This is a genomic window from Agromyces sp. NPDC055661 (assembly GCF_053618135.1).
The window spans coordinates 2358695-2385104 of sequence record NZ_JBSHHC010000001.1 but is presented as its reverse complement, the minus strand read 5'-3'; the positions used below and the strand labels follow the sequence as shown (position 1 = coordinate 2385104).

Annotated in this window: 19 protein-coding genes; 13 read left to right on the top strand and 6 right to left on the bottom strand. The window is 70.8% G+C overall.

What is annotated here, in order from left to right:
- Window positions 1-47 precede the first annotated feature (47 nt).
- The 4 genes from ACWGO8_RS10885 to ACWGO8_RS10870 all read left to right on the top strand — a co-directional run bounded on the left by ACWGO8_RS10885 (window position 48) and on the right by ACWGO8_RS10870 (window position 7387).
- Window positions 48-2099, top strand: coding sequence for an ABC transporter ATP-binding protein (locus ACWGO8_RS10885; protein WP_452043552.1), 2052 nt, complete (start codon window positions 48-50; stop codon window positions 2097-2099).
- 645 nt (window positions 2100-2744) lie between these two features.
- Window positions 2745-3011 (top strand): hypothetical protein, encoded by a 267-nt coding sequence (locus ACWGO8_RS10880; protein WP_452043077.1) that lies wholly within the window; start codon window positions 2745-2747, stop codon window positions 3009-3011.
- A 159-nt stretch (window positions 3012-3170) separates the two neighbouring features.
- Window positions 3171-4481, top strand: coding sequence for an MFS transporter (locus ACWGO8_RS10875; RefSeq protein ID WP_452043551.1), 1311 nt, complete (start codon window positions 3171-3173; stop codon window positions 4479-4481).
- Window positions 4482-4633: 152 nt separating this feature from the next.
- Window positions 4634-7387, top strand: a complete 2754-nt coding sequence (locus ACWGO8_RS10870) for a cation-translocating P-type ATPase (protein WP_452043076.1) — start codon at window positions 4634-4636, stop codon at window positions 7385-7387.
- Between the two features lie 111 nt (window positions 7388-7498).
- Here ACWGO8_RS10870 and ACWGO8_RS10865 read toward each other — a convergent pair whose 3' ends face one another.
- Window positions 7499-10486, bottom strand: coding sequence for a DEAD/DEAH box helicase (locus tag ACWGO8_RS10865; protein WP_452043075.1), 2988 nt, complete (start codon window positions 10484-10486; stop codon window positions 7499-7501).
- A gap of 323 nt (window positions 10487-10809) precedes the next feature.
- On the opposite strand from ACWGO8_RS10865, the gene ACWGO8_RS10860 reads away from it, so the two are divergent.
- Together ACWGO8_RS10860 and ACWGO8_RS10855 are read left to right on the top strand one after the other, a co-directional pair.
- Window positions 10810-13983: a M14 family zinc carboxypeptidase gene (locus tag ACWGO8_RS10860; RefSeq protein WP_452043074.1), complete on the top strand. Its 3174-nt coding sequence runs from the start codon at window positions 10810-10812 to the stop codon at window positions 13981-13983.
- Between the two features lie 244 nt (window positions 13984-14227).
- A complete protein-coding gene (locus ACWGO8_RS10855; protein WP_452043073.1) occupies window positions 14228-17323 on the top strand; it encodes a M14 family zinc carboxypeptidase in 3096 nt (1031 codons plus the stop codon).
- Between the two features lie 64 nt (window positions 17324-17387).
- On the opposite strand, the gene ACWGO8_RS10850 is transcribed toward ACWGO8_RS10855, so the two are convergent.
- Entirely contained in the window at window positions 17388-18089 is a 702-nt protein-coding gene (locus ACWGO8_RS10850; RefSeq protein WP_452043072.1) for a hemerythrin domain-containing protein, read from the bottom strand.
- A 114-nt stretch (window positions 18090-18203) separates the two neighbouring features.
- Here ACWGO8_RS10850 and ACWGO8_RS10845 point away from each other — a divergent pair, with 114 nt between their 5' ends.
- The 3 genes from ACWGO8_RS10845 (at window position 18204) to ACWGO8_RS10835 (ending at window position 20952) form a co-directional block, all read left to right on the top strand.
- On the top strand, window positions 18204-19025 hold the full coding sequence (locus tag ACWGO8_RS10845) for an MOSC domain-containing protein (protein ID WP_452043071.1): 822 nt from the start codon (window positions 18204-18206) through the stop codon (window positions 19023-19025).
- A gap of 62 nt (window positions 19026-19087) precedes the next feature.
- Complete coding sequence (locus ACWGO8_RS10840; protein ID WP_452043070.1) at window positions 19088-20515, top strand: maltokinase N-terminal cap-like domain-containing protein; 1428 nt, start codon at window positions 19088-19090, stop codon at window positions 20513-20515.
- Window positions 20516-20535: 20 nt separating this feature from the next.
- Complete coding sequence (locus ACWGO8_RS10835) at window positions 20536-20952, top strand: nitroreductase family deazaflavin-dependent oxidoreductase (RefSeq protein WP_452043069.1); 417 nt, start codon at window positions 20536-20538, stop codon at window positions 20950-20952.
- Here ACWGO8_RS10835 and ACWGO8_RS10830 read toward each other — a convergent pair.
- Window positions 20949-21416 carry a methyltransferase family protein gene (locus ACWGO8_RS10830; protein ID WP_452043068.1) on the bottom strand — a complete coding sequence of 156 codons (468 nt, stop codon included), beginning with the start codon at window positions 21414-21416 and terminating at the stop codon, window positions 20949-20951. The genes ACWGO8_RS10835 and ACWGO8_RS10830 overlap by 4 nt on opposite strands.
- 92 nt (window positions 21417-21508) lie before the next feature.
- Between ACWGO8_RS10830 and ACWGO8_RS10825 the strand changes: the two genes are divergently transcribed.
- Entirely contained in the window at window positions 21509-22198 is a 690-nt protein-coding gene (locus tag ACWGO8_RS10825; RefSeq protein WP_452043067.1) for a DUF1345 domain-containing protein, read from the top strand.
- Here the strand turns inward: ACWGO8_RS10825 and ACWGO8_RS10820 are convergent.
- Window positions 22195-22917 carry a nucleoside/nucleotide kinase family protein gene (locus tag ACWGO8_RS10820; RefSeq protein ID WP_452043066.1) on the bottom strand — a complete coding sequence of 241 codons (723 nt, stop codon included), beginning with the start codon at window positions 22915-22917 and terminating at the stop codon, window positions 22195-22197. The genes ACWGO8_RS10825 and ACWGO8_RS10820 overlap by 4 nt on opposite strands.
- A 120-nt stretch (window positions 22918-23037) precedes the next feature.
- Window positions 23038-23715 (bottom strand): NADPH-dependent F420 reductase, encoded by a 678-nt coding sequence (locus ACWGO8_RS10815; RefSeq protein ID WP_452043550.1) that lies wholly within the window; start codon window positions 23713-23715, stop codon window positions 23038-23040.
- A gap of 77 nt (window positions 23716-23792) precedes the next feature.
- On the opposite strand from ACWGO8_RS10815, the gene ACWGO8_RS10810 reads away from it, so the two are divergent.
- Together ACWGO8_RS10810 and ACWGO8_RS10805 are read left to right on the top strand one after the other, a co-directional pair.
- Window positions 23793-24395, top strand: coding sequence for a DUF4232 domain-containing protein (locus ACWGO8_RS10810; RefSeq protein WP_452043065.1), 603 nt, complete (start codon window positions 23793-23795; stop codon window positions 24393-24395).
- An 81-nt stretch (window positions 24396-24476) separates the two neighbouring features.
- A complete protein-coding gene (locus tag ACWGO8_RS10805; protein ID WP_452043064.1) occupies window positions 24477-24965 on the top strand; it encodes a hypothetical protein in 489 nt (162 codons plus the stop codon).
- A 58-nt stretch (window positions 24966-25023) separates the two neighbouring features.
- On the opposite strand, the gene ACWGO8_RS10800 is transcribed toward ACWGO8_RS10805, so the two are convergent.
- Window positions 25024-25392, bottom strand: a complete 369-nt coding sequence (locus ACWGO8_RS10800) for a winged helix-turn-helix transcriptional regulator (RefSeq protein ID WP_452043063.1) — start codon at window positions 25390-25392, stop codon at window positions 25024-25026.
- A gap of 122 nt (window positions 25393-25514) precedes the next feature.
- Between ACWGO8_RS10800 and ACWGO8_RS10795 the strand changes: the two genes are divergently transcribed.
- Complete coding sequence (locus ACWGO8_RS10795) at window positions 25515-26393, top strand: SDR family oxidoreductase (protein ID WP_452043062.1); 879 nt, start codon at window positions 25515-25517, stop codon at window positions 26391-26393.
- Window positions 26394-26410: the final 17 nt, after the last annotated feature.

Genomic DNA, 26410 nt, shown 5'->3' with positions numbered 1-26410 from the left:
GTCGCGGCGCACCCGTGGCCGAGCCCGAGCTGACCGAAGAGGAGCGGATGGAGGCCGAGCTCGCCGAGCAGGCCCGCCTCAACTCCGGCGACTGGGACAGCGTGAAGCCCGGCAAGGCGCAGGACTTCGGCAAGAGCTTCCGGCGGATGCTCGGCCTGCTCGCGCCGTGGAAGTGGTCGTTCGCGTTCGTCTCGCTGCTCGGCGCCATCGGCGTGGTGCTCACGGTGATCGCGCCGAAGGTGCTCGCCGAGGCGACGAACATCATCTTCGAGGGCTTCATCTCGCTGCAGCTGCCCGCGGGCCTGACCCAGGAGCAGGTCGTCGAGGGGCTCCGTGCCTCCGGTCAGGACGACCTCGCCAACATCGTGGGCGCGGCGACGCTGACCCCGGGCGAGGGCATCGACTTCGTGCGCCTGAGCCAGGTCATCATCGTCGTCCTGATGCTCTACGTGGTGGCCTCCGTGCTCTCGTGGATCCAGGGCTACGTCATCAACGTGATCATGGTGAAGGCCATGTTCCGGCTCCGTGAAGACGTCGAGGCCAAGGTCAACCGTCTGCCGCTGAGCTACTTCGACCGGATGCAGCGCGGCGAGCTGATCTCGCGCGTGACGAACGACATCGACAACATCACCCAGACGATGCAGCAGTCGCTCTCGAGCGCGCTCACGAGCATCCTCACGGTGGTCGGCGTGCTCGTCATGATGTTCTCGATCTCGTGGCAGCTCTCGCTGGTCGCACTGGTCGCACTGCCCCTCATGGGCGTGATCTTCGGCGTCATCGGCCCGAAGTCGCAGGCCGCGTTCGGCATCCAGTGGAAGAAGGTCGGCCGCCTCAACGCGCGCGTCGAGGAGTCCTTCTCGGGCCACGCGCTCGTCAAGGTCTTCGGTCGCGAGGAGGACTCCAGCCAGAAGTTCCGGGCCGAGAACGAGGAGCTCTACGAAGCCTCGTTCAAGGCGCAGTTCCTCTCGGGCATCATCATGCCCGGCATGATGTTCGTCGGGAACCTGACGTACGTCGGCATCGCGGTGCTCGGCGGCCTGATGGTCGCGAACGGGCAGCTGCGACTCGGCGACGTGCAGGCGTTCATCCAGTACTCGCAGCAGTTCACGCAGCCGCTGTCGCAGCTCGGCGGCATGGCCGCGGTCGTCCAGTCGGGCACCGCGTCGGCCGAGCGCGTCTTCGAGTTGCTCGACGCCGACGAGCAGGACCCCGACGCCGCCGACGCGCCCGCGCCGGTCGAGGGCGACGGCACGATCGAGTTCCAGAACGTCTCGTTCTCGTACACGCCCGACCGGCCGCTCATCAGCGACCTGTCGTTCCGGGTCGAGCCCGGGCAGACGGTCGCGATCGTCGGCCCGACGGGTGCTGGCAAGACGACGCTCGTGAACCTCATCATGCGGTTCTACGAGCTCGACGGCGGCCGCATCCTGCTCGACGGGCAGGACATCGCCGAGCTCACCCGGCACGACGTCCGCGCCCGCACCGGCATGGTGCTGCAGGACCCGTGGCTGTTCGCCGGCACGATCCGCGAGAACATCCGGTACGGCCGCGAAACCGCGACCGACGACGAGATCATCGCCGCCGCGAAGGCGACGTACGTCGACCGGTTCGTGCACTCGCTGCCCGACGGGTACGAGACCGTCCTCGACGAGGAGGCCTCGAACGTGTCGGCGGGCGAGAAGCAGCTCATCACGATCGCCCGCGCGTTCGTGTCGCAGCCCTCGGTGCTGATCCTCGACGAGGCGACGTCCTCGGTCGACACCCGCACCGAGCTGCTGCTGCAGCACGCCATGGCGGCGCTGCGCCAGGGCCGCACCTCGTTCGTGATCGCCCACCGCCTCTCGACGATCCGAGACGCCGACCTCATCCTCGTGATGGAGCACGGCGACATCGTCGAGCAGGGCAACCACGAGCAGCTCATCGCGAGGCAGGGCGCGTACTGGCGCCTCTACAACTCGCAGTTCGAGCAGGCCGCGACCGACCTCGACGCCGAACTGGCGGCCGAGCAGGCGAACAAGTCGCCCGCCCAGACGACCCGCCCCCTCGAGGACATCATCGAGGAGAAGGTCGACGCGGTGGCCGCCGAGGGCGACCTCTAGGCTGCGCCGGCAGGCCGCAGCGCCTGCTCACCGCAACCTGACGACGGGCCGGGGCGACATCGTCGCCCCGGCCCTTCGTCGTCGGCTCTTCTTGGTCGTCGTCCCGGCTCCCGGCGCCGGCGTAACCAGTCGGCTCTGTTCCGGCCTGCTCGACGGTCGCTGCTTCCGACGTCGCCGCCGCCACCGTTGTCGCGCCCAAGCGGAGGAGAATACCTCCCCGCAGAATCGGTAAATCCGTCGACTTGTCGATCAGTTGACTTGTTGCCGAATAGACCTGTCGTCCGCGATCTGTCACCAAATTGACACGTCGACGGGATTCGTCGCTCAGTTGATTTGTCGCTCCGTGGACTTGTCGTCCGGTTGATTTGTCGCTCCGTGGATTTGTCGTCCGGTTGATTTGTCGCTCCGTGGATTTGTCGTCCGGTTGATTTGTCGCTCCGTGGATTTGTCGTCCGGTTGATTTGTTGATCGGTCGACTTGTCGCCGAGTAGACAGGTTTACCGATTCTGCGGAGTGATACTCCCGCCCGCCTCGAAGACGATGGCGGTGACGACCCGTCCTCCACACAACGTGCGCGTGAAGCGGTCTCGTCGATGAGGAACGACGTCGCGCCGGGCGCTCTGCGTGCGAAGGTAGCGTGCGGACATGGCCGGCAAGATCACGCGACTCGTACGAGTCGACCTGGAGACGGATCGACTGATCGCCGACACGGCCCGCCTTCAACGGCGGTTCAAGAAGGACGTCGTGGCGTCCGCGATCGGCGCCTACGTCGAAGCGCATCGCGAAGAACTCGATCTCGCGCTCGACCACACCGCGCATCGCATCGATACCGCTGCCGATCCGCACGAACGCGATCCCCGTACCGGCCTGACGCGGGCCGAGCGCGCCGAGCTCTTCGGCCGGCTGGACTGAACCCGGGGCGTTCAGCACGAAGGCCCATGCCGTGCACAGCCGTCAGGGGCACGCCCGCAGCGCGGTTAGGCTGGAAGGGCGGCGCGCGGATGCCGCCGCGGCACCGATCCCCCTGAAGGCCCAGTGACGATTCTCCCCACGCCCGCGCGTCCGTGGCGCATGTGGCTGGTATGGGCCGTCGGCGTCGCCGCCTACGTGCTCTCAGTCACGAACCGCACCTCGCTCTCGTCGGTCGGCGTCGACGCCGCCGTCCGGTTCGACGCGGATGCCTCGACGCTGTCGATGTTCGCGGTCATCCAGCTCGCGGTGTACGGCGCAATGCAGATCCCCGTGGGCCTGCTGCTCGACCGCTTCGGCGCGCGCCCGATCGTGACCGCCGGCATGGTGCTCATGGCGCTCGGCCAGCTCGTGATGGCGTTCGCCTCGGACGTGGGCATCGGCATCCTCGCCCGCGTGCTCATCGGCGCCGGCGACGCGGCCGTCTTCCCGAGCGTGCTGCGCCTCATCGCCGTGTGGTTCCCCGACCGGCAGGCGCCCGTGCTCGTGCAGTTCACCGGCCTCATCGGCCAGTTCGGGCAGATCATCTCGATCCTCCCGCTCGCCGCGCTCCTGCATGCGACCTCGTGGAGCATCGCCTTCGGCAGCCTCGCCGGACTCGGCGTGCTGTTCTCGATCCTCACGTTCACGATCATCCGGAACCATCCGCCCGATCGGGACGCCGACGTCGCCGTCGACACGGAGACCGGCGCCATCCGGGTGGTGACGAGCGCCGCCGACCTCCGGGAGGGCTTCCGCGAGTCGTGGGCGCACCCCGCGACCCGGCTCGCCTTCTGGTCGCACTTCGCGACGCCCTTCGCCGGCACCGCGTTCGTGATGCTGTGGGGCTTCCCGTTCCTCACCGCCGGCGAGGGCCTGTCGCCCGCGGTCGCGTCGCTCGTCGTCACGTCCTTCGTGATCTTCGGCATCCTCGTCGGCCCGGTCATCGGGGCGCTGTCGAGTCGCCACCCGATGCGCCGGTCGCGCATGCTCGTGCTGCCGACGATCGCGATCCAGGCGGTCGCATGGCTCTCCGTCATCCTCTGGCCCGGGCCCGCCCCACTCTGGCTCCTTTTCCTGCTCACGGCCGCCCTCGGCACCGGCGGACCGGCTTCGATGATCGCGTTCGACCACGCCCGCACCTTCAACCCGAGCCACCGGCTCAGCACTGCAACCGGGATCGTGAACGGCGGCGGGTTCCTGGCCGGCCTGCTCGCCATCCTGTTCATCGGCATCGCGATGGACGTGCAGGGCGCCGGAACCCCCGCCACCTACTCGCTCGAGGCGTTCCGCATCGCGTTCCTCACGCAGGTGCCGCTCTGGGCGCTCGGCGCGGGCATGATCATCTGGGAGCGCAAGCGCACCCGCGTGCACATCGGACTCGACGAGCCGCGCTCGCGTCGCCGCGACCGCTGGGGCCGCCTCGGGCGCTGACCCGCCCTCGACATCGGGCATCGGTGACGGATGCCGCGCGGGCGACGACTCCTACTACCGGCCCGCTCGAAATCACGCGGTCGGGGCACTCCCCTTCGTGGCACCCGCGGCGTTACTCTGGCCACAGTCGGCACGACGTTCTTGGGGGTCTTGTGAGCATCGAAGTCCAGAGCACCACCACCGAGGCGGAAGGGCACGGCGTCGAATGGTGGGCCCTCGCCCCCGACGCCGCCGTTGCCGAGGCGAAGACCGACGGTGCACGCGGCCTGGCCGTGGCCGAGGCCGAGAAGCGGCTCGCCGAGGTGGGCCCGAACGCGCTGCAGAGTGCGCCGCCACCGAGTGTGTGGCGCATCGCGCTGAGCCAGGTGCTCGAGCTCATGACCCTGATGCTCATCGCGGTGACGATCATCTCGCTGCTCATCCAGCAGTTCACGACCGCGATCATCGTGGCGATCCTCGTGCTGTTCAACGTGGTCACCGGGACCCGGCAGGAGGTGAAGGCGCGTCGCAGCGTCGACGCGCTCGCGAAGCTCCAGACGCCGCAGGCCCGGGTCGTGCGCGACGGATCGCTGCTGCAGATCCCCGCGACGGGGCTCGTGCCGGGCGACATCGTCGAGGTCGAGTCGGGCGATCTCGTCCCCGCCGACGGCCGGATCCTCCGCTCTGCGAACCTCGAGACGCAGGAGTCCGCGCTCACGGGCGAGTCGTTGCCGATCCCGAAGGGTCCGGCCGAGAACACCGCCGACACGGCGCTCGCCGATCGCACGTCCATGGTGTTCCAGAACACCTCGGTGACGCGCGGCACCGCACGGATCGTCGTCGTCGAGACGGGCATGCAGACGCAGATGGGACGCATCGCGTCGCTGCTGACGCAGGTCGGCGACAAGAAGTCCCCGCTGCAGCTCGAGCTCGACAGCCTCACCAAGGTCCTCGGCATCATCGCCTGGAGCGCGGTGCTCGTCATCGTCATCATCGGGTTCGTGCGCGGGCAGAGCCTCGACGAGCTCCTCTTCCTCGCCACCGCCGTGGCGATCTCGGCCATCCCGACCGGCCTCCCGGTCTTCGTGCAGAGCCTGCTCGCGTGGGGTGCCTCGAGGCTCGCGAAGGAGCGCGCGATCGTCACCTCCCTCAACGACGTCGAGACGCTGGGCGCCACGAGCGCGATCTGCTCCGACAAGACCGGCACGTTGACGCTCAACAAGATGACCGTGCGCACGGCCTGGTTCGGCGGCAACACCTACCGGGTCACGGGAGAGGGATACTCGTTCGAGGGCCAGGTGCTCGGCACGACCGACGAACCGCTCGACGCGCCGACGCTCGGACTCGCAATCAGCCTGCCGAACGACGCGACGGTGTCGGCCGACGGCGAAGTGGTGGGCGACCCGACCGAGGCCGCACTCGTCGTACTCGGTGCGAGGCTCGGCATCGATGCCGACCAAGCCCGGAAGGACTACCCGCGCCTCGCCGAGGTCCCCTTCGACTCCGACTACAAGTTCATGGCCACATTGCAGCGGATCCCGGTGCGCGGCGAGCAGCGTCTCGTCCTGCTCGTGAAGGGCGCGCCTGACGTCGTGGTGGGGCGGTGCACGACGATGCTCGGGGAATCCCGCGACGTGGTACCCCTCGCAGCCGATTCGGCCACCGCAGAGCTCGAGCGGATGTCGGCCACCGGTCTCCGCACGCTCGCCATCGCGGCCCGCTTCCTCGACGATGCCGATGAGGGCCGCGTGGCAGCCGACCCGATGTCATGGGTCGGCGACCTCGTGCTCATCGGCATCGTCGGCATCGTCGACCCGCTGCGACCCGAGGCGAAGGTCGCGGTCGAGGTCGCGCACCGGGCCGGCATCGACGTTCGCATGATCACCGGCGACCACGCCGTGACCGCGGGAGCGATCGGCAGCGAGCTCGGGCTCCCCACCGGTGCCGTGAGCGGCGCGGACCTCAAGGCGATGAGCGACGAGGAGCTCTCGCGGCGTCTCCCCGATCTCCACGTCTTCGGCCGCGTGACCCCCGACGACAAGCTCCGGCTCGTCGGCCTCCTGCAGGCGAAGGGCGCCATCGTCGCGATGACGGGCGATGCGGTCAACGACGCCGCAGCGATCAAGCAGGCGAACATCGGCGTCGCGATGGGGTCGGGGTCGGAGGTCACGAAGCAGGCGGCGAAGCTCGTGCTCACCGACGACAACTTCGCGACGCTCGTGCATGCCGTGGAGCTGGGCCGCATCGTGTACTCGAAGATCACGGCGTACCTCCGGTTCCAGATGACGCAGCTGCTCAGCCTCATCATGCTGTTCCTCGCGGCGAGCGCCTTCTCGATCGCCGAGGGCGTCGCGCTCTTCCCCGCGCAGGTGTTGTTCATCAACTTCTTCGTCGCACTCTTCGCCGTGCTCGCGATCGCCGCCGACGCCAACCCGCCGGGCATCATGAACCACCCGCCCCGCGATCCGCGGATCGGGGTCGTGAACCCGGTGTCCCTCATCGAGTGGCTCGTCTACGGCACGGTCATCTTCCTCATCGCACTGGTGCCGCTCCTGTGGGGCCCCGACGAGCCGAGCCCGACCGAGCCGACCGCGTCGATGACCATGGCCTACGTGGTGCTCGGCCTCGCCACGGTGCTGAGCGCGCTGCTCATGCGGCGCTCGCCCGAGTCGGGCCTGCTCCCGCCGATCTGGGCGGTGACGAAGGTGCTCATCTGGCCGGTGGTGCTCATCGTCGCGTCGACCGAGGTCGGGCTGCTGCAGCGCTTCCTCGGCACGGTGTCCCTGACCGGTTGGCAGTGGCTCGAGTGCATCGGGCTGACGCTGATCCTGCTCGTGGTGGTCGAGGGCGACAAGTGGATCCGTCGTCTCCGTGCCGCGAGCCGGCAGCCCGGACGCCGGGTCGCGACCACGGTCACCCCGCGCTGAAGACCCCGCATCCGGTCACCGGATTCGGTGTTCCGACCGCCCGTACCGCGTGTCGGATCCACTCATCGGCCTGTCGGGACGCAACACCGAATCCGATGACACTGCGCTCGCTCAGCCCTCGAGCAGCTCCCGCAGGTCGGCGGACGTGAGCGCCTCGGCGGCGCGCAGGTCTGCCGGCGCGGGCGTGCCCGAGTCGCCGTCACGCGGCTCTGCGGCATCCGCCCCCGAATCGAGGATCGACGCGACCAGCTCGCCCTTGCGCGCCTTCAGCGCCATGACCTTCTCCTCGATCGTGCCCTGCGCGACGAGTCGGTAGACCATGACCTGCTTCGCCTGGCCGATGCGGTGCGCGCGGTCGACGGCCTGGGCCTCGCTCGCCGGGTTCCACCACGGGTCGAGCAGGAAGACGTAGTCGGCCTCGGTGAGGTTCAGGCCGAAGCCGCCCGCCTTCAGGCTGATGAGGAACACGGTTGCCTCGCCCGCCCGGAACCGCGCGATCTCGGCGTCGCGGCGGCGGACGGGCGTCGACCCGTCGAGGTACGCGTAGGGGATGCCCGAGGCATCCAGTCGCGCCCTCGCCCGCCCGAGGAACGACGTGAACTGGCTGAACACGAGCGCTCGATGCCCCTCGGCGAGCACGTCGTCGAGCTGCTCGAACAGCGCGTCGAGCTTGGCCGACGGGTAGCCGGCGTAGCGCTCCTCGTCGATGAGCGCAGCGTCGAGCGCGAGCATGCGCAGCAGCGTGAGCGACCGGTACACGATGAACCGCTGGCGGTCGAGGTCGTCGACGAGTCCGAGGAGCTTCTGCCGCTCGCGCTGCAGGGTCGCGTCGTACAGGCGCCGGTGCTTCGGCGCGAGCTCGACCGCGAGCACCTGCTCCTGCTTCGGCGGCAGCTCGGGCGCCACGAGCTCCTTCGTGCGGCGCAGGATGAGCGGGCGGATGCGCCGCCGCAGCCGTTCGCGTCGCTCGACATTGCCGTCCTGCTCGATCGGTCGTCGGTAGGTCTCGTCGAACGCGCGCCGTGACGGGAACAGGCCGGGCGCGACGATCCGCAGGATCGCCCACAGCTCCCCCACGTGGTTCTCGATCGGCGTGCCGGTCATCGCGAGCCGGAACGGCGCTCGGATGCCGCGGGCGGCCTCGTGCACCTTCGTCGCCGAGTTCTTCACGAACTGCGCCTCGTCGAGGACGAGCCCGCTCCACTCGAGCGCGGCGAACGCATCGGCCTCGAGTCGGAGCACCGCGTAGGTCGTGACGACGACGTCGGCGGATGCCGCGGCCTCGGCGATGCGGCCACGACGCCGCGCCTCGGTCGCGATGACGGTGGCGACCCGGAGGTTCGGCGTGAAGCGCGACGCCTCGCGCACCCAGTTGGAGGCGACGGAGGTGGGCGCGACGACGAGGAAGGGGCGATCCTCGACCGAAGCATTGCGCGCATGCTGCATGAGCGCAAGCGCCTGCGCCGTCTTGCCGAGCCCCATGTCGTCGGCGAGCACGCCGCCGAGCCGGTGCTGCCACAGGAACGCCAGCCACCGGAATCCCGCGAGCTGGTACGGCCGCAGCGGCAGCGCGAACCCGGCTGGCGGCGGCAATTCCTCGACGCCTCCGTGCGCGAGCCCCTCGACGATTCGACGCCAGGCGACAGCTGGCTCGGCCTCGTGCGCGAGGTCCTCGAAGTCGGCCCAGAGCCCGGCGCGAGTGCGGTGGATCGGCAGCGTGCCGGTCTCCCACTCGGCGACCGTGCCGGCCTCCTCGATGAGCTCGCGCAGCGGGTCGAAGAGCGGATCCGCGAGCGACAGGTACGTCTTGTCGACGAGCAGCAGGCGCCGCTGCCCCTTCGCGAGCGCGGTGAAGAGCCGCTGGAACGGCACCGGGCGACCGTCGACGGTGAGCTGCACCCCGAGGTCGAACCAGTCGGCCTTGAGCGACTCGACCGCCGTGACGGTGAGCCGCGGCTCGCCCTCGGCTCGGCGGTAGTCGGGCCGGATGCCGCGCACGTCGATGCGCAGCGGCCCGCGTTCGGCGAGGCGCTCGAGTCGCGGCATCCGCTCGACCGTGAACTCGGCCGCGTCGGCGCCGCGCAGGAGCACCGCCTCGAGCGGCACCCAGCCGAGCGCGTCGGCGACCCGCGCGAGCAGGTCGTCGTCGAGGTCGGGGTCGTCGGCCGAGGCTGCGACGGACGCGTCGACCGGCGTCGTGCGCCCGTCGGCGTGCTCCCACCGCCACGCGAGCCGCAGCACGTCGCCCGGCTCGTGCCGTGCGTCGAGCACGAGCGTGGCGGGCGGTGCCACCGGCGGCGTGAAGCTGTCGACGCGGCTCACGATCGCGATCGACCGCGCGAGCCGGTGGACGTGCCCGCGCACGAACTCGGGCACCTCCGCGGCCGGCACGCGCACCGTACGAGCCTCCTCGAGCGCGGCGACCTCGGCCGGCCCGAGCGGTGCCGTCAGCGGCGCGACGTCGAGCACCCCGGCGCCGAAGTCGAAGCGGTAGAGCCCATGCTCGCCGATACGGCGGACGTGCTGCATCGGCCGCGTCTCAGTGCCGAACCGCACGATCGGCTCGAGCACGAGATCGCCGTCGTCGCCGATCGTCGCGTCGAGCGCCACGGATGCCGCGTCGTGCACGACCACCGCGGGCGTCGCCGTCGACCCGGCGAGCGCGATGCCGAGCCGCCGCGCCTCGGCGAGCAGCGCCCACAGCAGCGGACTCTCGAACTCGTCGAGCGAGATCCACTCGGACCCGGCCGGCTGGTACACCGCCGTGGACCCGCCCTTCAGCATGGCGAACTGCGCGAACCATCGCGACTGTGCGTGGTCGAACCCGCCCGCGCTCGCCTGGTAGGCGATGTTCTGCCAGGTGAGCCCGGACTTGACCCATCGACCACGGGCGCCCGCCGTGACCGGGCGCACCGCGAGCCGGTCGACGGATGCCGCGCGCCGTGCGGGCTCGTCACGTCGCCCCTGCCACTCGCCCGGCCGACGCGGCACGTCGCGGCGCAGTTCGAACTGCAGCGCGAGGGGACGCGGCGCCGCGGCCGGTCGGCCAGCGCGCGAGGCCGGCGACGCGGCATCCGTCGTCTCGGAAGGCTCGTTCATGTCGGTCGGTGAGGCAGTGAACGAGGCGATCGCACGACGCCAGTCGGGCGTCCGCTCACCACGCGCACCGGGGCGGGACGCGGGTTCGGCGGGCATGGATCCATGCTCGCATGCGGTGCCGACACCGTCGCCGGGCGGGCTCGCCGCGCAGAGCTGCACCCGCAGCGGTCAGATCCCGCCGAATCGGGAACCGTTCTCCGACAGGGGTTGACCCGCCCTTGAGCCGGGGACCAATATGAGGATCGTTCGTGTCGCGGCGAACCGCCGCGAGCGGACGGCCGGGTGATCACCCCGGCGGCACGCACGCGCACAAGGGGGTACGCATGTTCCGTCAACTCGCCGTCGCCACCGCAGCGGCACTGGTCATCACCGGCGCGGCCGCCGCGCCGAGCTTCGCCAGTCCGCCACAGCCACCGGGCGGTGAAGCCGGACCGTCGGTCTACACCGGCACCGTCGACGCCGACGGGCTCGCGAGCATCGTCGACCTCGGCGTGGATCGCCAGGAGATGGTCGTCGAGCCGAGCGCCGACGGCGGGGGCCTGGTCGACGTCCAGGTCATCCTGAACGCCGTGCAGATCGACCAGCTCGCGAGCGCCGGCACGACGCTCGAGGCCAAGGAGCCGGCGGCGCAGCGACGCTCGATGCAGGCGTTCGGCACGCCCGAGGGTGTGTTCCGCCACTACAGCGGCGAGGGCGGCATCCTCGAGGAGCTCGTCGACCAGGCGGCCGCGCACTCCGGCATCGCGCAGTTCCGCGTGCTCGGCGAGACGTGGAACGGCCAGGACATCGGCGCCGTTCGCGTCACCGGCAACATCGCCAAGCAGAAGACGGACGGCAAGCGCCCGACCACGGTGTACGTGGCCGCCCAGCACGCCCGCGAGTGGATCACGCCCGAGATGGTGCGACGCCTGCTCGACTACTACCTGAGCTCCTACGGCACCGACCCGCGCATCACGAAGATCATCGACACGACCGAGCTGTGGTTCGTGCCGGTCGCGAACCCCGACGGCTACGACTTCACGTTCCAACCCGGGCAGCGCCTCTGGCGCAAGAACCTGCGCGACAACAACGAAGACGGCCTGATCACGGGCATCGACGGCGTCGACCTGAACCGCAACTCGGCGACTCGCTGGGGCTACGACAACGAGGGCTCGTCGCCCAACCCGGCGAGCGACACGTACCGCGGTCCCACGCCCGGATCCGAGCCCGAGACCCAGGCGCTCGACCAGCTGTTCGCGAAGGTGACGCCCGAGTTCATGATCAACTACCACTCGGCCGCGGAGCTGCTGCTCTACGGGATCGGCTGGCAGGTGGCGACGCCGTCGCCCGACGACGTGATCTACGAGGCGATGGCCGGCGACGACGCGAACCCGGCCGTGCCGGGCTACGACCCCGACATCTCCGCCGAGCTCTACACGACGAACGGCGACCTCGACACGCACATGCAGGCGGCGTACGGCACGCTCGGGTTCACGCCCGAGATGTCGACGTGCGAGGACGCGGCCGACCGCGTGCCCGACGACGAGTGGGTCGCCGAGGAGGACTGCGTGGCCCTCGGCTTCGACTTCCCCGACGACGAGGCGCTCATCCAGGGCGAGTTCGAGAAGAACATCCCGTTCGCACTCGCCGTCGCCGAGTCGGCGCAGGACCCCGACGACCCGGTGTCGGTCGTGGGCCGTGACGCCGCCGACCTCGTGGCCGACCCGTTCGAGGTCTCGTACGGCGACCCGCAGCCCGTGGCGGTCACCGCGAAGCGTGCGCTGAACGCGAAGACCCTGCACTACAAGATCAACGGCGGCAAGGAGGTCAAGAAGCAGGTCGCCGAGTGGCAGGGCGGCGAGCGCTACGGCTTCGAGGGCACCGACTACTACGCCGAGTACCGAGGCGCTGTCTCGGGCGCTGAGCCCGGCGACTCCGTCGAGGTGTGGTTCTCGGGCCAGACCAACGCCAAGGACCTGCCGAAGGGCCAGAAGCCGGGCAAGGTCGAGAGCGAGCACTTCACGTACGAGCTCGCCCAGGACACGGGCAACCAGGTGCTCGTCATCGCGAACGAGGACTACACCGGGTACAACCCCGAGGAGGCGCCGCGCAACGACGGCGCGAAGTACCTCGACGAGTACCTCGCGGCGCTCGAGGCGAACGGCGTCGACGCGGACGTCTGGGACGTGGACGCGCAGGGCGTGCCGCACGACCTCGGCGTGCTCGGCCACTACGACGCCGGTCTCTGGTACCTCGGCGACAACCGGCTCACCCAGGACGAGGAGGACGTGATCACGCAGTACGGCGGGTCGCAGCTTCCCGACCTGGCCGTGGCCGAGCGCCAGCAGTACCTCACGATGGCCGTTCGGGACTGGCTCAACGAGGGCGGCAAGGTCGCGTACACCGGTGAGACCACCGGGTACTACGGCCTCGGCGGCGACCTGTTCGGCGGGATCTACTACGGCCTCGACGGCGCACCCGACCAGGACTGCGTCGTCACGGTGGATCCGTTCTCCGACTGCCTGCTGCTCGCCGACGACTTCACCCAGTACTGGATGGGCGCCTACGCGCGACAGGACTCGGGTGAGCAGTCGGGCACCGACGGCATCGCGCCGCCGCTCGACGGCGTCAGCGTCGAGTTCGGCGGCCCGGCGACGGTCGACAACCCGATCGACGAGGCCGGCGCGTTCGTGGTGACGAGCGACGTGCTCCCGGCAGACGAGTTCCCGCAGTTCGCGAGCGAGGGCGTGGCCGAGTACCCCGACCCGTTCGCGGCGATCGAGGGCGAATGGGCGGCGGCCGCCGGCCACGTCGACGACGGCTACCAGCGGCTCGGTCGGACGTACGACCTCACCGGGCTGACCGCGGCGAACGCGCCCGCGTTCGAGGCGCAGCTCGCGTTCGACACCGAGCCCGGCTACGACAACGTGATCGTCGAGGCGCGTGCGGTCGGCAGCAACGACTGGACGACGCTCCCCGAGGCCGGCGGCGCGACGGACACGGACGTCCCGACCGAATGCGAGGCGGGCTTCCTCCTCGAGGAGCACCCGTGGCTCGAGCACTACCTCACCCCGGGCACCGCGACCGACCCGTGCCTCCCGACGGGTGACACGGGCGACTGGAACCGGTTCACCGGCTCGTCCGGCGGCTGGATCCCGGTGTCGTTCGACCTGTCCGCGTACGCGGGCGGCCAGGTGGAGGTCGTCGTGAGCTACGTGACCGACCCGAGCTCGGGCGGCCTCGGCGCCATCATCGACGACACGAAGCTGGTCACCACGGCGGGCGAGTCGCAGGCCGAGGGCTTCGAGCAGGGCCTCGGCGCCTGGCAGGTGCTCGGCCCGCCCGCGGGCAGCCCGCCGAACTTCTCGGACTGGGAGCGCTCGGACGGCCTCGCGGAGCTCGCCTCCGTGACCGCTACGGAGGACACGCTGCTCTTCGGCTTCGGCCTCGAGCAGCTGGCCACCGACGACGAGCGCGCCGAGGTCGTCGGCCGCATCCTCGACCATTTCGGAATCTGATCGAGGGGAGCAGGTGATCGGATGCCGCGCCGGGTTCGCCCGGCGCGGCATCCGTCGTCTGCGCCGCGGCGACGCCTCGCGAGCGCAACCGGACGTGAGCAACCCTCGGTGACATCTTGACAGCCGCCCGCACGGCTCGGCAGGCTAGCGCCTAGGGTCCGCAGTGAGCCGCAGGCGTGGCGAACATGATCGACGATGACGTCACGACTACCCCTCCGGCCGGAGACGGATCGAAGGAGCCATGATGGCCGGAATCCGCTCCACCTCCACTCGCCTCGCCTTCGGCGTCGCGACCCTCGCCGTGGTGCTGGCGATGCTCGCTCCCGTCGGCGCGAGCGCCGCAGAGGACGACGAAGCGCTCGACATGTACACCGCCGACGTGAGCACCGAGCAGGCGACCGACCTCGTCGCGAGCGGCGTCGACGTCGCCGCGAGCCGGGTCACCGACGACGGCGTGGCCGTCGACGTCGTGCTCACCGAGCAGGAGGCGAAGGATCTCCGTGCGAAGGGCGTCGACGTCCATGTGAAGAAGAACAAGGATGGCAAGTCCGCCAGGCAGCTGGCGGCCGAGCAGGCGGCCTCGGGCTACAACGTCTGGCGATCCTGGGACGAGAGCGGCGGCATCCGCGACGAGCTGTACCAGCTCGCGAAGGACAACCCCCAGCTCGTGAAGCTGGTGGTGCTCGGCCACACCTACCAGGGCCGCGAGATCATCGCGCTGAAGGTCACGCAGGGCGCGAGGGGCGTCCCTGACGGGTCCCGGCCGGCGGTCCTGTACAGCTCGACGCAGCACGCGCGCGAGTGGATCTCGACCGAGGTCAACCGGCGACTGCTGCACTCGTTCATCGACAGCTACAACGCCAAGGACAAGGCGACGAAGACGCTGCTGCAGAAGAACGAGTACTGGTTCCTGCTCGTCGCCAACCCCGACGGCTACCAGTACACGTTCGACCACGAGCGGCTGTGGCGCAAGAACCTGCGCGACAACGACGGTGACAACCAGATCACCCGCGCCGACGGCGTCGACCCCAACCGCAACTACCCCGAGCACTTCGGCTACGACGAGGAGGGGTCCTCGTCGGTGACCTCGAGCGACACCTACCGCGGTCCGTCGGCCGGATCCGAGCCCGAGACGCAGGCGATGATGGCGCTCCTCGACCGGGCGGCTCCCGAGTTCCAGGTGAACTACCACTCGTTCGGACAGTGGCTGCTGTACGCCGAGGGCTGGCAGACCGGGACCCCGACCGCGGACGACCCCATCTACTACGCACTGTCGGGCAACCGCGACAACCCCGCGATCTCCGACTTCGAGCCGGGCCTGTCGTCCGACGTGCTCTACGTGACGAACGGCGAGACCACCGACTTCGCGCACGTCCAGCACGGCACACTGGCGTGGACGCCCGAACTCGGCGAGGGCGAGCCCGACGCCGGCTTCGTGTTCCCCGACGACGAGGCGCTGGTGCAGGCGGAGTACGAGCGCGCCCTCCCCTTCGCGATGGACGTGGCCAAGTCGGCGGCCGACCCGGCGAACCCGGTGTCGCACCTCGGCCTGACGACGAAGCCGTTCTACCTGAAGAGCGACGACACGTACAAGGCCGGGCTCCCGCTGGCCGACTTCACCTTCAAGTACTCCTACGGCGACCCGCAGGAGGTGCGTGTGATCGCGAAGCGGAGCCTCGGCGCCGTGACGCTGAAGTACCAGATCAACGACCAGCCCGTCGTCTCGAAGCCCACGTCCGAATGGACGGGCGGTGACACCTATGGCGGCAAGACCGGCGCCCACTACGCCATCATGAGCGGCGTCGTGACCGGCACCCAGCCGGGCGACAGCGTCAAGGTCTGGTTCACGGGCGGCAAGGCCACGAGCGACTCGTTCACGTACCAGGCCGTCGAGGAGTCGAGCGACCGCGTGCTGATCGTGTCGGCCGAGGACTACACGGGCGCCTCACCGGTGCAGGGCGTCACCGCCCCGAAGTACCTCTCGTCCTACCAGAACGCCCTGACGGCCAACGGCGTCGGCTACGACGTCTACGACGTGGACGCGCGCGGGCGGATCGCCTCCGACAACCTCGGCGTGCTCTCGCACTACGACGCCGTGATCTGGTACACGGGCGACGACATCATCACCCGAGAACCCGGCGGTGCCGCGGGCACGGCCTCCCGGCTGGCGATGGACCAGATCCTCGAGGTCCGCGACTTCCTCAACGAGGGCGGCAAGGTGCTCTACACGGGCAAGTACGCCGGCACGCAGTACGCCGGTCAGTACCTGTTCGACCCGACGGCCGCGAACGCGTCGTGCGGCGACCCCGCCGTCCGGCCACGCTGCCGTCCGCTCGGCGGATCGGGCAACCTCGTCAACGACACGCTGCAGTACTCGCTCGGCGCGTACATCGCGGTCGACGACGCCGGCACCACGGATGAGGGCGACGTGCTCGACGTGCTCGGCGTCGACACCCCGTACGACGGTCTCGACTGGGGCTTCAACGGCGCGGACAGCGCGGGCAACCAGGACCACAGCAACTCGTTCATCACGACGAGCGGCATCCTGGACCCGCAGCAGTACCCGCAGTTCGAGAGCTGGGTCTCGGCCCGCTGGGACCGCGCGGGCGGTCCGTTCGAGCCGCACTCCGGCGACGCGTACGCGTACTCGCAGATCGCGGACGTGTCGTACAAGCGGCTGACGCGGACGATCACCGTCCCGCAGGGCGGCGCGAACCTGTCGTTCTGGACGTCGTACGACACCGAGCCCGACTGGGATCACCTGATCGTCGAGGCCCGCGTGCCGAACACGGACCAGTGGACGACGCTGCCGAGCGAGCACACCACGAGCAGCACCGGTCAGAGCTGCCCGGCCGGCTGGCGCGAGCTGCACCCGCACCTCGACCACTACCAGACGGTCATCGACTCGACGTCGTGCGAGCCGAGCGGCACCACCGGCGTGTGGAACGCGGCATCCGGCAACTCGGGCGGCTGGGAGCAGTGGAACGTCGACCTGTCGCTGTACCAGACCGCGGGCCAGGTCGAGGTCTCCATCGGCTACGTCAGCGACTGGTCGACCCAGGGGCTCGGCGTCTTCGTCGACGACATCGAGGTGTCGACCGGCGAGGGATCGACCTCGTTCGAGAACGACGACTCGAACGGCTGGGAGATCACCGGACCGCCGCCGGGCAGCGCGCCCAACCCGAACAACTTCATCATCACGACGGCCGCGGGCTTCCCCGAGGCGGCCGTGGTGGCGACGCCGCACTCGCTGCTGAGCGGCTTCGGGTTCGAGGGCATCACCGATCAGGCCACGCGCAACGCGTGGATGGGCCGAGCCCTGGATCACCTGCTCGACTAGGGGGCGAGCAACACAGCACGGATGCCGCGTCGGGTTCGCCCGGCGCGGCATCCGTGTGCGCGGGCTACGCCTTGACCAGCGCCCTGCGGTGCGCCTCGTACTTCGGCCGGCCGATCCACCGCCAGATCAGGCGCACGGGAGCCGGCAGGTGCTTGCGCTGCCATTCGGCGCCGCCGTCGGGCTGCGCGGCGAGGATCGCGCCGAGCTGCAGGAACGCCTTGCCCTTGGGCGTGGCCTTGCGACCGTGCTCCGAGAGCGCCTCGACCTCGGGCTGGGTGATCACCGTCTCCATGACGGGCACGATGTTCGACTCCTCGTCGGGGAGGTGCGCGGCGAGCGCGGCGTTGATGCCATCGAGCGCCGCGAGCACGTCCTCGGCGTCCGCCGGCCGTGCGCTCGCCCGCCACGTCGGCAGCGCCTCGTCCATCGCCGTGAGGTGCACGAGCAGCGCCGCGTGCTGCTGCTTCATGCGCTCCACATGTGCGGCGCACGAGGGAGCCCGCTGCTCGAGGGGCGCCCAGAGCATCGTGTCCTCCCCCTCGTGGTGCGCGTGCAGCCCCACCGAGAGCATGTCGAGGTGGTCGCCCACGAGGTCGGCCTGCGCAGTGTCGCCCCCTGGCACGGCTTCCACGAGCATCCGGCCCTCGCCGAAGCCCGCGCGGAACATGCGGTGGATCTCGGCCATGCCGCTCGCATCGCACGTCTTCACGGGCGTGCCGGATGCTGCGGGCTGGTCTCCGCTCGAGGGCAGCGCGGTCGCGGCCATGTCGGCTCCGTTCGTCGTCGAAGGGTGCGGTCGAACGCGACGATACGAGCCCGCGGATGCCACGACAAGCCCCCGATTCTCGGCACAGGCGCGACCGCCCGGTACGGTGATCGGATGCAGGTCACGCGCGTCCGCGTCCATCCCGTCAAGTCGTTCGCGGGGAACGACGTGCGCTCGGCCGTGGTCGAGCCGTGGGGGCTCGCGGCCGACCGTCGCTGGGGCATCGTCGACGCGGCATCCGGTGCCGTGATCACCGCTCGCGAGCGCAACGGGCTGCTCGCGCTGCACGCCGAGCCGATGGCCGGCGGCGGCGTGCTGCTCGACGACGGTCGGGGCGACCCGCTCCAGGTCGACCCGCCCGTCGACGCGGCCCCGATCCCGGTGGGCTTCACACGGCAGGGCACCGCGCTGCCCGCCGGCGAGGAGGCCGACGAGTGGCTGGCCGCGCGCATCGGCGCCGGCGTGCGCCTCGTCTGGCAGCCCGATCCGACCGCGCGCACCGTGAACCCGTCGCACGGCGGCCTCCCCGGCGAGCGCGTCACCCTCGCCGACGTCGCCCCGGTGCTGCTCACGAGCGAGGCCTCGCTGGCGCAGCTCGACGCGTGGACCGACGAGGGCACGCCGCCCCTCGACATGCTCCGGTTCCGCCCGAACATCGTGATCGACGGCGACGTGCCGTTCGCCGAGGACGCCTGGCCGTTCGTCGACCTCGGCGACGTGCGCTTCCGGGTGACCGCGATCTGCGACCGGTGCGCGATGACCCTCATCGACCCGGTCACGCTCGCGCGTGGCGTGGAGCCCATCCGGACGCTCGCGAAGCACCGCCGGTGGGACGGCACGACGTGGTTCGGCATCCTGCTCGTGCCGCAGCTCGACGGCGGCGGCCGGGCGCTCGTCCGGGTCGGCGACCCCGTGCGTCCCGTGCCCGCGGACTGAACGGCGCGGAACCCGCGGCGTCGCTCCTCGACATCGGCCGGGGCGCGTCGTACGGTTCAGGCATGGACAGCGCCGTGGCCGCGATCGCCGAGTGGATGCCGCTCCAGCGATGGTTCGGCGGCAAGGGCCACACGCCGTCGCTGCGGCTCATCGGCGCGTTCGAGCTGCCCACGGTTGAGGAGGACGCGCGCGTGCGCACCCTGCTCGTGATGGACGACGCGTCGGAGCCGCCCGTGCTGTACCAGGTGCCGGTCGTCGAGCGGCTCGACCGGCTGCATGCGCCCGAGGCATCCGATCACCTCATCGGGCGCCTGCCCGACGACGGCTACCTCTACGACGGACCGCACGACCGCGCCTACACCGACGCGCTGCTCGCGACCATCGTGCGCGACCGCGAGGCGGCCTCCGACGGCGCCGACGCGATCGGCCACTACTCGGGCGATGCGGTGCGCCCGCCGACGACGTCCGCGGCCTCGGTGCTCGGCGGCGAGCAGTCGAACACCTCGATCATCTTCCGCCCGGCCGACTCGGCGCCCATCATCTGCAAGCTCTTCCGGCAGCTGCACCACGGCGAGAACCCGGATGTCACGCTGCAGACGGCGCTCGCCTCCTCGGGCTCCCCGCACGTGCCCGCGAGCGTCGGCGATGTCGTGGGCGAATGGGACGACGTGGGCCGGCCCGACGGTCGCGCGCGCGGTCATCTCGCCTTCGCGCAGGAGTTCCTGCCCGGCGTCGAGGACGCGTGGCGCGTGGCGCTCTCGTCCGCTGCCGCCGGGACCCCGTTCACCGAGGAGGCCCGCGCGCTCGGCGCCGCCGTCGCCGAGGTGCACCTGTCGCTCGGCCGACTGTTCCCCCGCGAGCAGCCCTCGCCCGAGCACATCCACGCGATCACGTCGGCATGGTCGCGCCGCCTCGCCATGGCCGTCTCGGAGGTGCCCGAGCTCGAGCCGCACCGCGCCGCGATCGAGGCGTTCTACGAGCGCGCGGAGGCCGGCGCGTGGCCAGAGCTGCAGCGCGTCCACGGCGACCTGCACCTCGGCCAGGTGCTCCTGGTGCCCGACCGCGGATGGGTGCTGCTCGACTTCGAGGGCGAGCCGATGCGCCCGATGCAGGACCGCCAGCATCCCGACGTGCCGGCGCGCGACGTCGCCGGCATGCTGCGGTCGTTCGACTACGTCGCCGGCTCCACGGGGCTCGCGCTGCCCGAGCGCGCCGGGTCCGCCGTCGCGTGGGCGGATGCCGCGCGGCGCGCGTTCCTCGAGGGGTACGTCGCGGCATCCGGCCTCGACCTCAGCGGCTACCGCGACCTGCTCGCGGCCTTCGAGCTCGACAAGGCCGTGTACGAGGCGATCTACGAGACGCGGAACCGTCCGACGTGGGCGGCGATCCCGCTGCACGCGATCATGAGCCTGCTCGAGTCGGGGGCGACGCGGGCGGGCGAGGCGGGCGCGGCATCCGAGCCCGACGCGCCCACGCCCTCGCTGGCCTGAGCCGACGGATCGGCGACGCGATGGGACGCTTCAAGCAGGCGTGGCTCACCACCATCAAGCACACGTTCAACCACCTGACGCTCGCGATGGCGCGCCGCGGCATCGGGCCGTTCATGCTCGTGCGGCACGTGGGCCGCAAGAGCGGTCGCACGTTCGAGACGCCGATCCTGCACGCCCGGATCCCGGCCGGCTTCGTCGCCGTGCTCGTGTACGGCACGGGGGTCAGCTGGTACCGCAACCTCCGCGCCGCAGGCCACGGCGCGGTCCTGCGGGGCCGCCGCGAGTACGCGATCGACCGCATCGAGCCGTTCCCGACCGACGCCGGGCTGCGCGCGTTCGGCCCGCTGCTCCGGGTCTACCTCCAAGCCGTGCATCGCACCGAGTTCCGGCTGCTGCACATCGCCGACGGCTCGGCCGACGGCGCGGCCGACAACTAGCGGATGCCGCGGGCGAACAGCATCAGCGGCGTGCGATCGGCGTAGGCGCGGTAGTCGTCGCCGAACGCGTCGAGCAGCCGATGCTGCTCGACGTGCGCCTTGATCACGAGCACGACGCAGAGCAGGAGCCACACGACGACGAGCTCGATCCGCGCCCGCCAGAGCACCCAGCCTCCGGCCGCGATCATGAGCCCGAGGTAGATCGGGTTGCGCGTGAGTCGGTAGATCCCGCCGGTGCGCAGCGGCGCATCGGGCTTCGGCGCGACCCACACCACGAGGTCGCGTCCGAGCACCGCGAAGCCGGCACCCACGAGCGCGAGGCCCGCGACCATCAGGACCGCCGCGAGCGCGGTGATCCAGGTCGCGCTCCACAGCGCCTCACCCGGCAGCAGGAGCAGGACGATGAGCCCGAGCTGCGCCCAGACGAGCCAGTTCGCGCGGTCCCAGCGCACCCTCGCGTCCACGACCCCATCCTCCTCCGATGAGCCGGAACCTTGACGCGGCGCGGCGCTCGGGGCCATCGTGGTGTCCACCGCACCGGCGAGGGGGGACGCGTATGACGGAGGCGACGACCGCGACCGTCACGTCACCCAACCACCGCATCGCGCGGGCCGTGAACATCACGACGCTCACGATCATCGTCGTGCTCGGCATCACCTTCCTGGTCGGCGAGGAGCCGGTCTTCGAGATCATCGTGCTGGCGGTGTGGTGCCTGCTCTCGTCGGCCTACATGGCGGCGTGGATGATCGCACTCACCCGCATCTCGCGGCAGGAGTGGCGCGCGACGCCGACGCTCATCGCGACCCGGCGGCCGGGTCGGGTCGCGAGCCTCATCACCACGATCCTCGCGAGCCTCATCGGCGTCACGGCCGCCGGCCAGCTGCTGGTGCTCCGCCAGGATCCCGACCTCGGCGAGGCCATGAACTTCGTCGGGGTGTGGGCGATGCTGATCGCGTGGGGGTTCCTGCACTGGGGCTTCGCGCAGATCTACTACCGGCTCGACAACCGCGTGCCCGACGACCCGCGCGGCCGCCCACTGATGTTCCCCGATCGCGACGACCCCGGCCTGCTCGACTTCGTCTACGCCGCATTCATGATCGGCACGAGCTTCACGCCCAACGACATCAACACGACCTCCCGCATCCGGTGGACCGTGACCTGGCACTCGGTGCTCAGCTACTTCTTCAACGGGTTCATCATCGTGCTCGCCTTGAACACGATCATGGAGATCACGGCGACAGGCTAGGTCGAGCCCGTCTCGCGGCCCTCGCGGACGTCGCCGAGGATCTCGCCCGTGACGCCCGACACGACGAGGTCGGCGTGCACGCGCGTCGGGTCGATCCGGAGCGCGTTGGCGCCGTCGACCTCGATCGCCCACGCGCGGGCCGCGTCGGGAGTGCGACCGAACTCGGTGTGCCGACGCACGAGCCGCGGCATCCGCTCGTCGTCGTCGGCGGCACAGAACCACGACTCGTCGACGAGGTCGCGGATGCGCCGCCACGGCTCCTCGTCGCTCAGCAGGTAGTTGCCCTCGACGACGACGATGCGCGCCACCGGCTCGATCGGGATCTCGCCCGCGACCGGCTCGTCGACGTGGCGCTCGAACGCGGGCGCGTACACGGTGTGGTCGACCTCGCGGCGCACCCGCTCGAGCAGGCCGACGAAGCCCCAGCCGTCGAACGTCTCGATGGCGCCCTTGCGGTCGCGCAGGCCGAGGCGGTCGAGGGTCGCGTTCGCGAGGTGGAAGCCGTCCATCGGCAGGTGCGCAGCGGATGCCGCGTCCCGCGCGTTCAGCGCCGCCACCACCGAGCGAGCGAGGGTCGTCTTGCCGGCGCCGGGCGATCCGGTCACGCTGATGAGCACGCGCCGGCCGGATGCCTCGGCGAGCGCCCGCGCGCGGGAGGCGAGCGCTTCGATCGCGGCGCTCGGGAACGCGGACGACGGGTGCGGCGAGCTGGCGGACACCCCTCCAGCCTGCCACCCCGCCGGTGGTCGAGTGGCGCCCGGCGGAGCCGGACGCGTATCGAGACCCGTTCGCAAGCGGGTTTCGAGGCGCCTCGTCGCGGCTCCTCGACCCACGAGGTTCTACGCCGCCAGCCGGCGCTCCGCACGTGCGAGGTTCGCGACGAGCTCGTCGCGGTCCTGCGGCACCACGTAGGCGGGCTGGTCGCGCTCGACGCGCCAGCTCTCGGCGAGCGGGCCGACGTTCACCGTGTCGAAGCCGAACGCGTCGTAGAGGTCGGTCACGAACTGTGCGGCATCCGCGTGGTCGCTGGCCGTCGCGAGCGCACGGCGACCGGGCGTGCCCGCGGGCAGGCCGGCGGTCGTGATGTCGCTCGCCATGATGTGGTTGAAGCCCTTGGCGACGTGGCTCGTCGGCAGGTGCTCCTGGAGCAGGCCGGTGACGGTCGCGCGGCCCTCGTCGAGCGCGGGGACGTGCCCGTCGCGCTCCCAGTAGTAGTTGTTCGTGTCGATCACGATCTTGCCGGCGAGCGGCTCGACCGGGATCGCGTCGTACGCCTTGAACGGCACGGTCACGACCGCGACATCCGCCGCCTCGGCCGCCTCGGTCGCCGTCGCGGCGCGTGCCTTCGGTCCGAGCTCGGCGACGAGCCCGGCCAGCGTCTCGGGCCCGCGCGAGTTGGCGATCACCACGTCGTACCCGTTCGCGATCGCGGCTCGTGCGACCTGGCTGCCGATGTGTCCTGCTCCGATGATTCCGATCGTCGTCATGCTGAGGCGAACCGCGGCGGGCCGCGGAATGTTCCCGATCGGCCGGCCTCCGCAGCCGCCCGGCTCGCCTCCGCGGATGCACCGGACATGGCGGTTACCCTGACCGGATGAGCCGCCTGATCGCCGGATCCGCGCTGACGACGACCGCCCTCGTCCTGCTCCTCACCGGATGCTCCGGTGGGGCGACCCCGACCAGTCCGCCCACCACGTCGGCGCCCGCCAGCCCGACCCAGACGCCGACGTCGACGCCCACGCACTCGGTCGACCCCAACGCGCCGACCGGCCAGTGCGCCGACGACGCGCTGCAGGTCACCGTCGAGAGCGTCGACGCGGGTGCCGGGTCGATCTACCTGAACGTGGTGTTCACGAACACGGGCGGCGGATCCTGCGAGCTGCGTGGAGCGCCCGGGGTGTCGGTGGTCGACGCCTCGGAGAACGAACTGGGCGTGCCGGCCGAGCAGGTGAACGACGACTCGCCGGCGACGGTCACGCTCGAGCCCGGGGCATCCGTCAGCGCACCGCTGCAGGTGACGAACATCGCACCCGGCGGCGGACCGCTCGACGACTGCCCGGTCGTCGAGGGCACCGGGTATCGCGTGTTCCCGCCGCACAGCTTCACGGGATTCATCGTCTCGAGCAGCGACCCGGTGCCCGCGTGCAGCAGCTCGACGGTGTTCATGAAGGTGAGTCCGGTCGCGGCGTCGTCGTGACGTGCCGGCCCTCGGGGCGACCTCGTCGGTCGGCATCGTCGGTCAGGAATCGAGAAGCACGCGCCGCCGAAGCCGCGTAGCGTGACGAGCACGAGCCCACCGAAGCGGCTCACCGACCTGGAGGAGATGATCATCATGGCCGAGAAGACCGAGGGCCTCTCAGAGTTCGAGCGCGAGGCCGTCAAGGACCGCGCGAAGGAGCTGCGCGCCGAGGCGAAGGCGGGCAAGAACCGCGCCGCGGGCGAGAAGGCGATCCGCGAGGCGATCGAGGCGATGTCGGGCGAGGACCGCGCCATCGGCGAGGGCTTCTACAAGGTCGTCTCGGAGGTCGCGCCGCAGCTCATGCCGAAGACGTACTACGGCATGCCGGCCTTCGCGAACGACGAGGGCAAGGTCGTGACGTTCATGCAACCCGCCGACAAGTTCAAGGCTCGGTACGCGACCATCGGGTTCGAGGACCGGGCGAACCTCGACGACGGCGACTTCTGGCCGATCGGCTTCGCCGTGCGCACGTGGACGCCGGCGATCGAGCAGCGGTACTCCGAGCTGGTGGCGTCCGCGGTCAGCTGATCGAACGAGCCGATGCGGACCGGGCGACGACGCCCGGTCCGTCGCTTGCGTCGCTCGCTCAGGCCGGCCGGCCGGCGATCTCGTCCGCGTTGCCGGCCACCCACTCGACGAGGGGCAGCATGCGGTCCATGAGGTCGCGGCCGAGCGGCGAGAGCGCGTACTCGACCCGCGGCGGCACCTCGGGGTAGGACTCGCGCATGACCAGGCCGTCGGCCTCGAGCGTGCGCAGCGTCGAGGCGAGCATCTTCTCGCTGATGCCCTGCACCTCGCGGCGCAGCTCGCCCCAGCGATGCGTGCCGTCGGTGAGGGCGAGGAGCACGAGCACGCCCCACTTGCTCATGATGTGGTCGAGGACGACCCGCGTCGGACAGCCTTCCATGAAGACCTCGCCGGAGGTCTCCCGGATTTCCGCAAGACTTACCACCATGTGGGTACCTTACTTCAAAGTGGGTACCTTCGAAAGGGAAGGTACAGCGGCGGCATCCGGTTGCCCTCGGTGAAGCGCACCCCTCGAGGGCGATGCGCCACCGACCGGAAGGAACCGCTCCCATGACCATCCTCGTCACCGCCACGTCGGGCCACCTCGGCCGCCTCGTCGTCGAGGCGCTGCTCGCCCGCGGCGCCGCGCTCGCCGACGTCGTCGCGACCGCGCGCGACACGTCGAAGCTCCAGGACCTCGCGGCACGCGGCATCCGCACGGCCGAGCTCGACTACGAGCGTCCCGATACCATCGCCGCCGCGCTCGAGGGCGTCGACGCGGTGCTGCTCGTCTCGGGCTCCGTGCCCGGCGCGCGCGTCCAGGGCCATCGCAACGTGATCGACGCGGCGAAGGCCGCGGGCGTCGCGAAGCTCGTCTACACGAGCGCGCCGAAGGCCACGACGGCCGAGGACTTCCCGCTCGCCGCCGACCACAAGGCCACCGAGGAGGCGATCGCCGCGTCGGGCGTGCCCGCGGTGATCCTGCGCAACGACTGGTACACCGAGAACTACACGGCGGATGTCGCGCGCGCGGCCGGCACCGGCGTGATCGCGTCGTCCGCGGCCGACGGGCGCGTGGCGAGCGCTCCCCGCGCCGACTACGCCGACGCCGCCGCGGTCGTGCTCCTCGAGGACGGGCACCTCGGCGAGGTGTACGAGCTCGCGGGCGACACCCCGTGGACCTTCGACGAGCTCGCCGCCGCGGCATCCGAGGTCGTCGGTCGCGAGGTGACCTACCAGCGGCTCACGACCGAGGAGCACATCGCCGCGCTCGAGTCCGTCGGGCTCGACGCCGGCACTGCCGCGTTCGTCGCGGGCCTCGACGACGCGATCCGCCGTGGCATCCTCGGCGACAGCGACGGGACGCTGTCGCGGCTGATCGGGCGGCCGACGACCCCGCTCGTCGACGCGCTGCGGGACGCGGTCGGGGCGCAGGCGAACGCGGCCTGAGTCGCGCCGGCGACCGA

Coding starts and splice junctions, on each gene's coding strand:
- ACWGO8_RS10885 (WP_452043552.1), top strand. CDS start 48: ATGGAGGCCGAGCTCGCCGAGCAGGCCCGCCTCAACTCCGGCGACTGG.
- ACWGO8_RS10880 (WP_452043077.1), top strand. CDS start 2,745: ATGGCCGGCAAGATCACGCGACTCGTACGAGTCGACCTGGAGACGGAT.
- ACWGO8_RS10875 (WP_452043551.1), top strand. CDS start 3,171: ATGTGGCTGGTATGGGCCGTCGGCGTCGCCGCCTACGTGCTCTCAGTC.
- ACWGO8_RS10865 (WP_452043075.1), bottom strand. CDS start 10,486: ATGAACGAGCCTTCCGAGACGACGGATGCCGCGTCGCCGGCCTCGCGC.
- ACWGO8_RS10860 (WP_452043074.1), top strand. CDS start 10,810: ATGTTCCGTCAACTCGCCGTCGCCACCGCAGCGGCACTGGTCATCACC.
- ACWGO8_RS10855 (WP_452043073.1), top strand. CDS start 14,228: ATGGCCGGAATCCGCTCCACCTCCACTCGCCTCGCCTTCGGCGTCGCG.
- ACWGO8_RS10850 (WP_452043072.1), bottom strand. CDS start 18,089: ATGGCCGCGACCGCGCTGCCCTCGAGCGGAGACCAGCCCGCAGCATCC.
- ACWGO8_RS10845 (WP_452043071.1), top strand. CDS start 18,204: ATGCAGGTCACGCGCGTCCGCGTCCATCCCGTCAAGTCGTTCGCGGGG.
- ACWGO8_RS10840 (WP_452043070.1), top strand. CDS start 19,088: ATGGACAGCGCCGTGGCCGCGATCGCCGAGTGGATGCCGCTCCAGCGA.
- ACWGO8_RS10835 (WP_452043069.1), top strand. CDS start 20,536: ATGGGACGCTTCAAGCAGGCGTGGCTCACCACCATCAAGCACACGTTC.
- ACWGO8_RS10825 (WP_452043067.1), top strand. CDS start 21,509: ATGACGGAGGCGACGACCGCGACCGTCACGTCACCCAACCACCGCATC.
- ACWGO8_RS10810 (WP_452043065.1), top strand. CDS start 23,793: ATGAGCCGCCTGATCGCCGGATCCGCGCTGACGACGACCGCCCTCGTC.
- ACWGO8_RS10800 (WP_452043063.1), bottom strand. CDS start 25,392: ATGGTGGTAAGTCTTGCGGAAATCCGGGAGACCTCCGGCGAGGTCTTC.
- ACWGO8_RS10795 (WP_452043062.1), top strand. CDS start 25,515: ATGACCATCCTCGTCACCGCCACGTCGGGCCACCTCGGCCGCCTCGTC.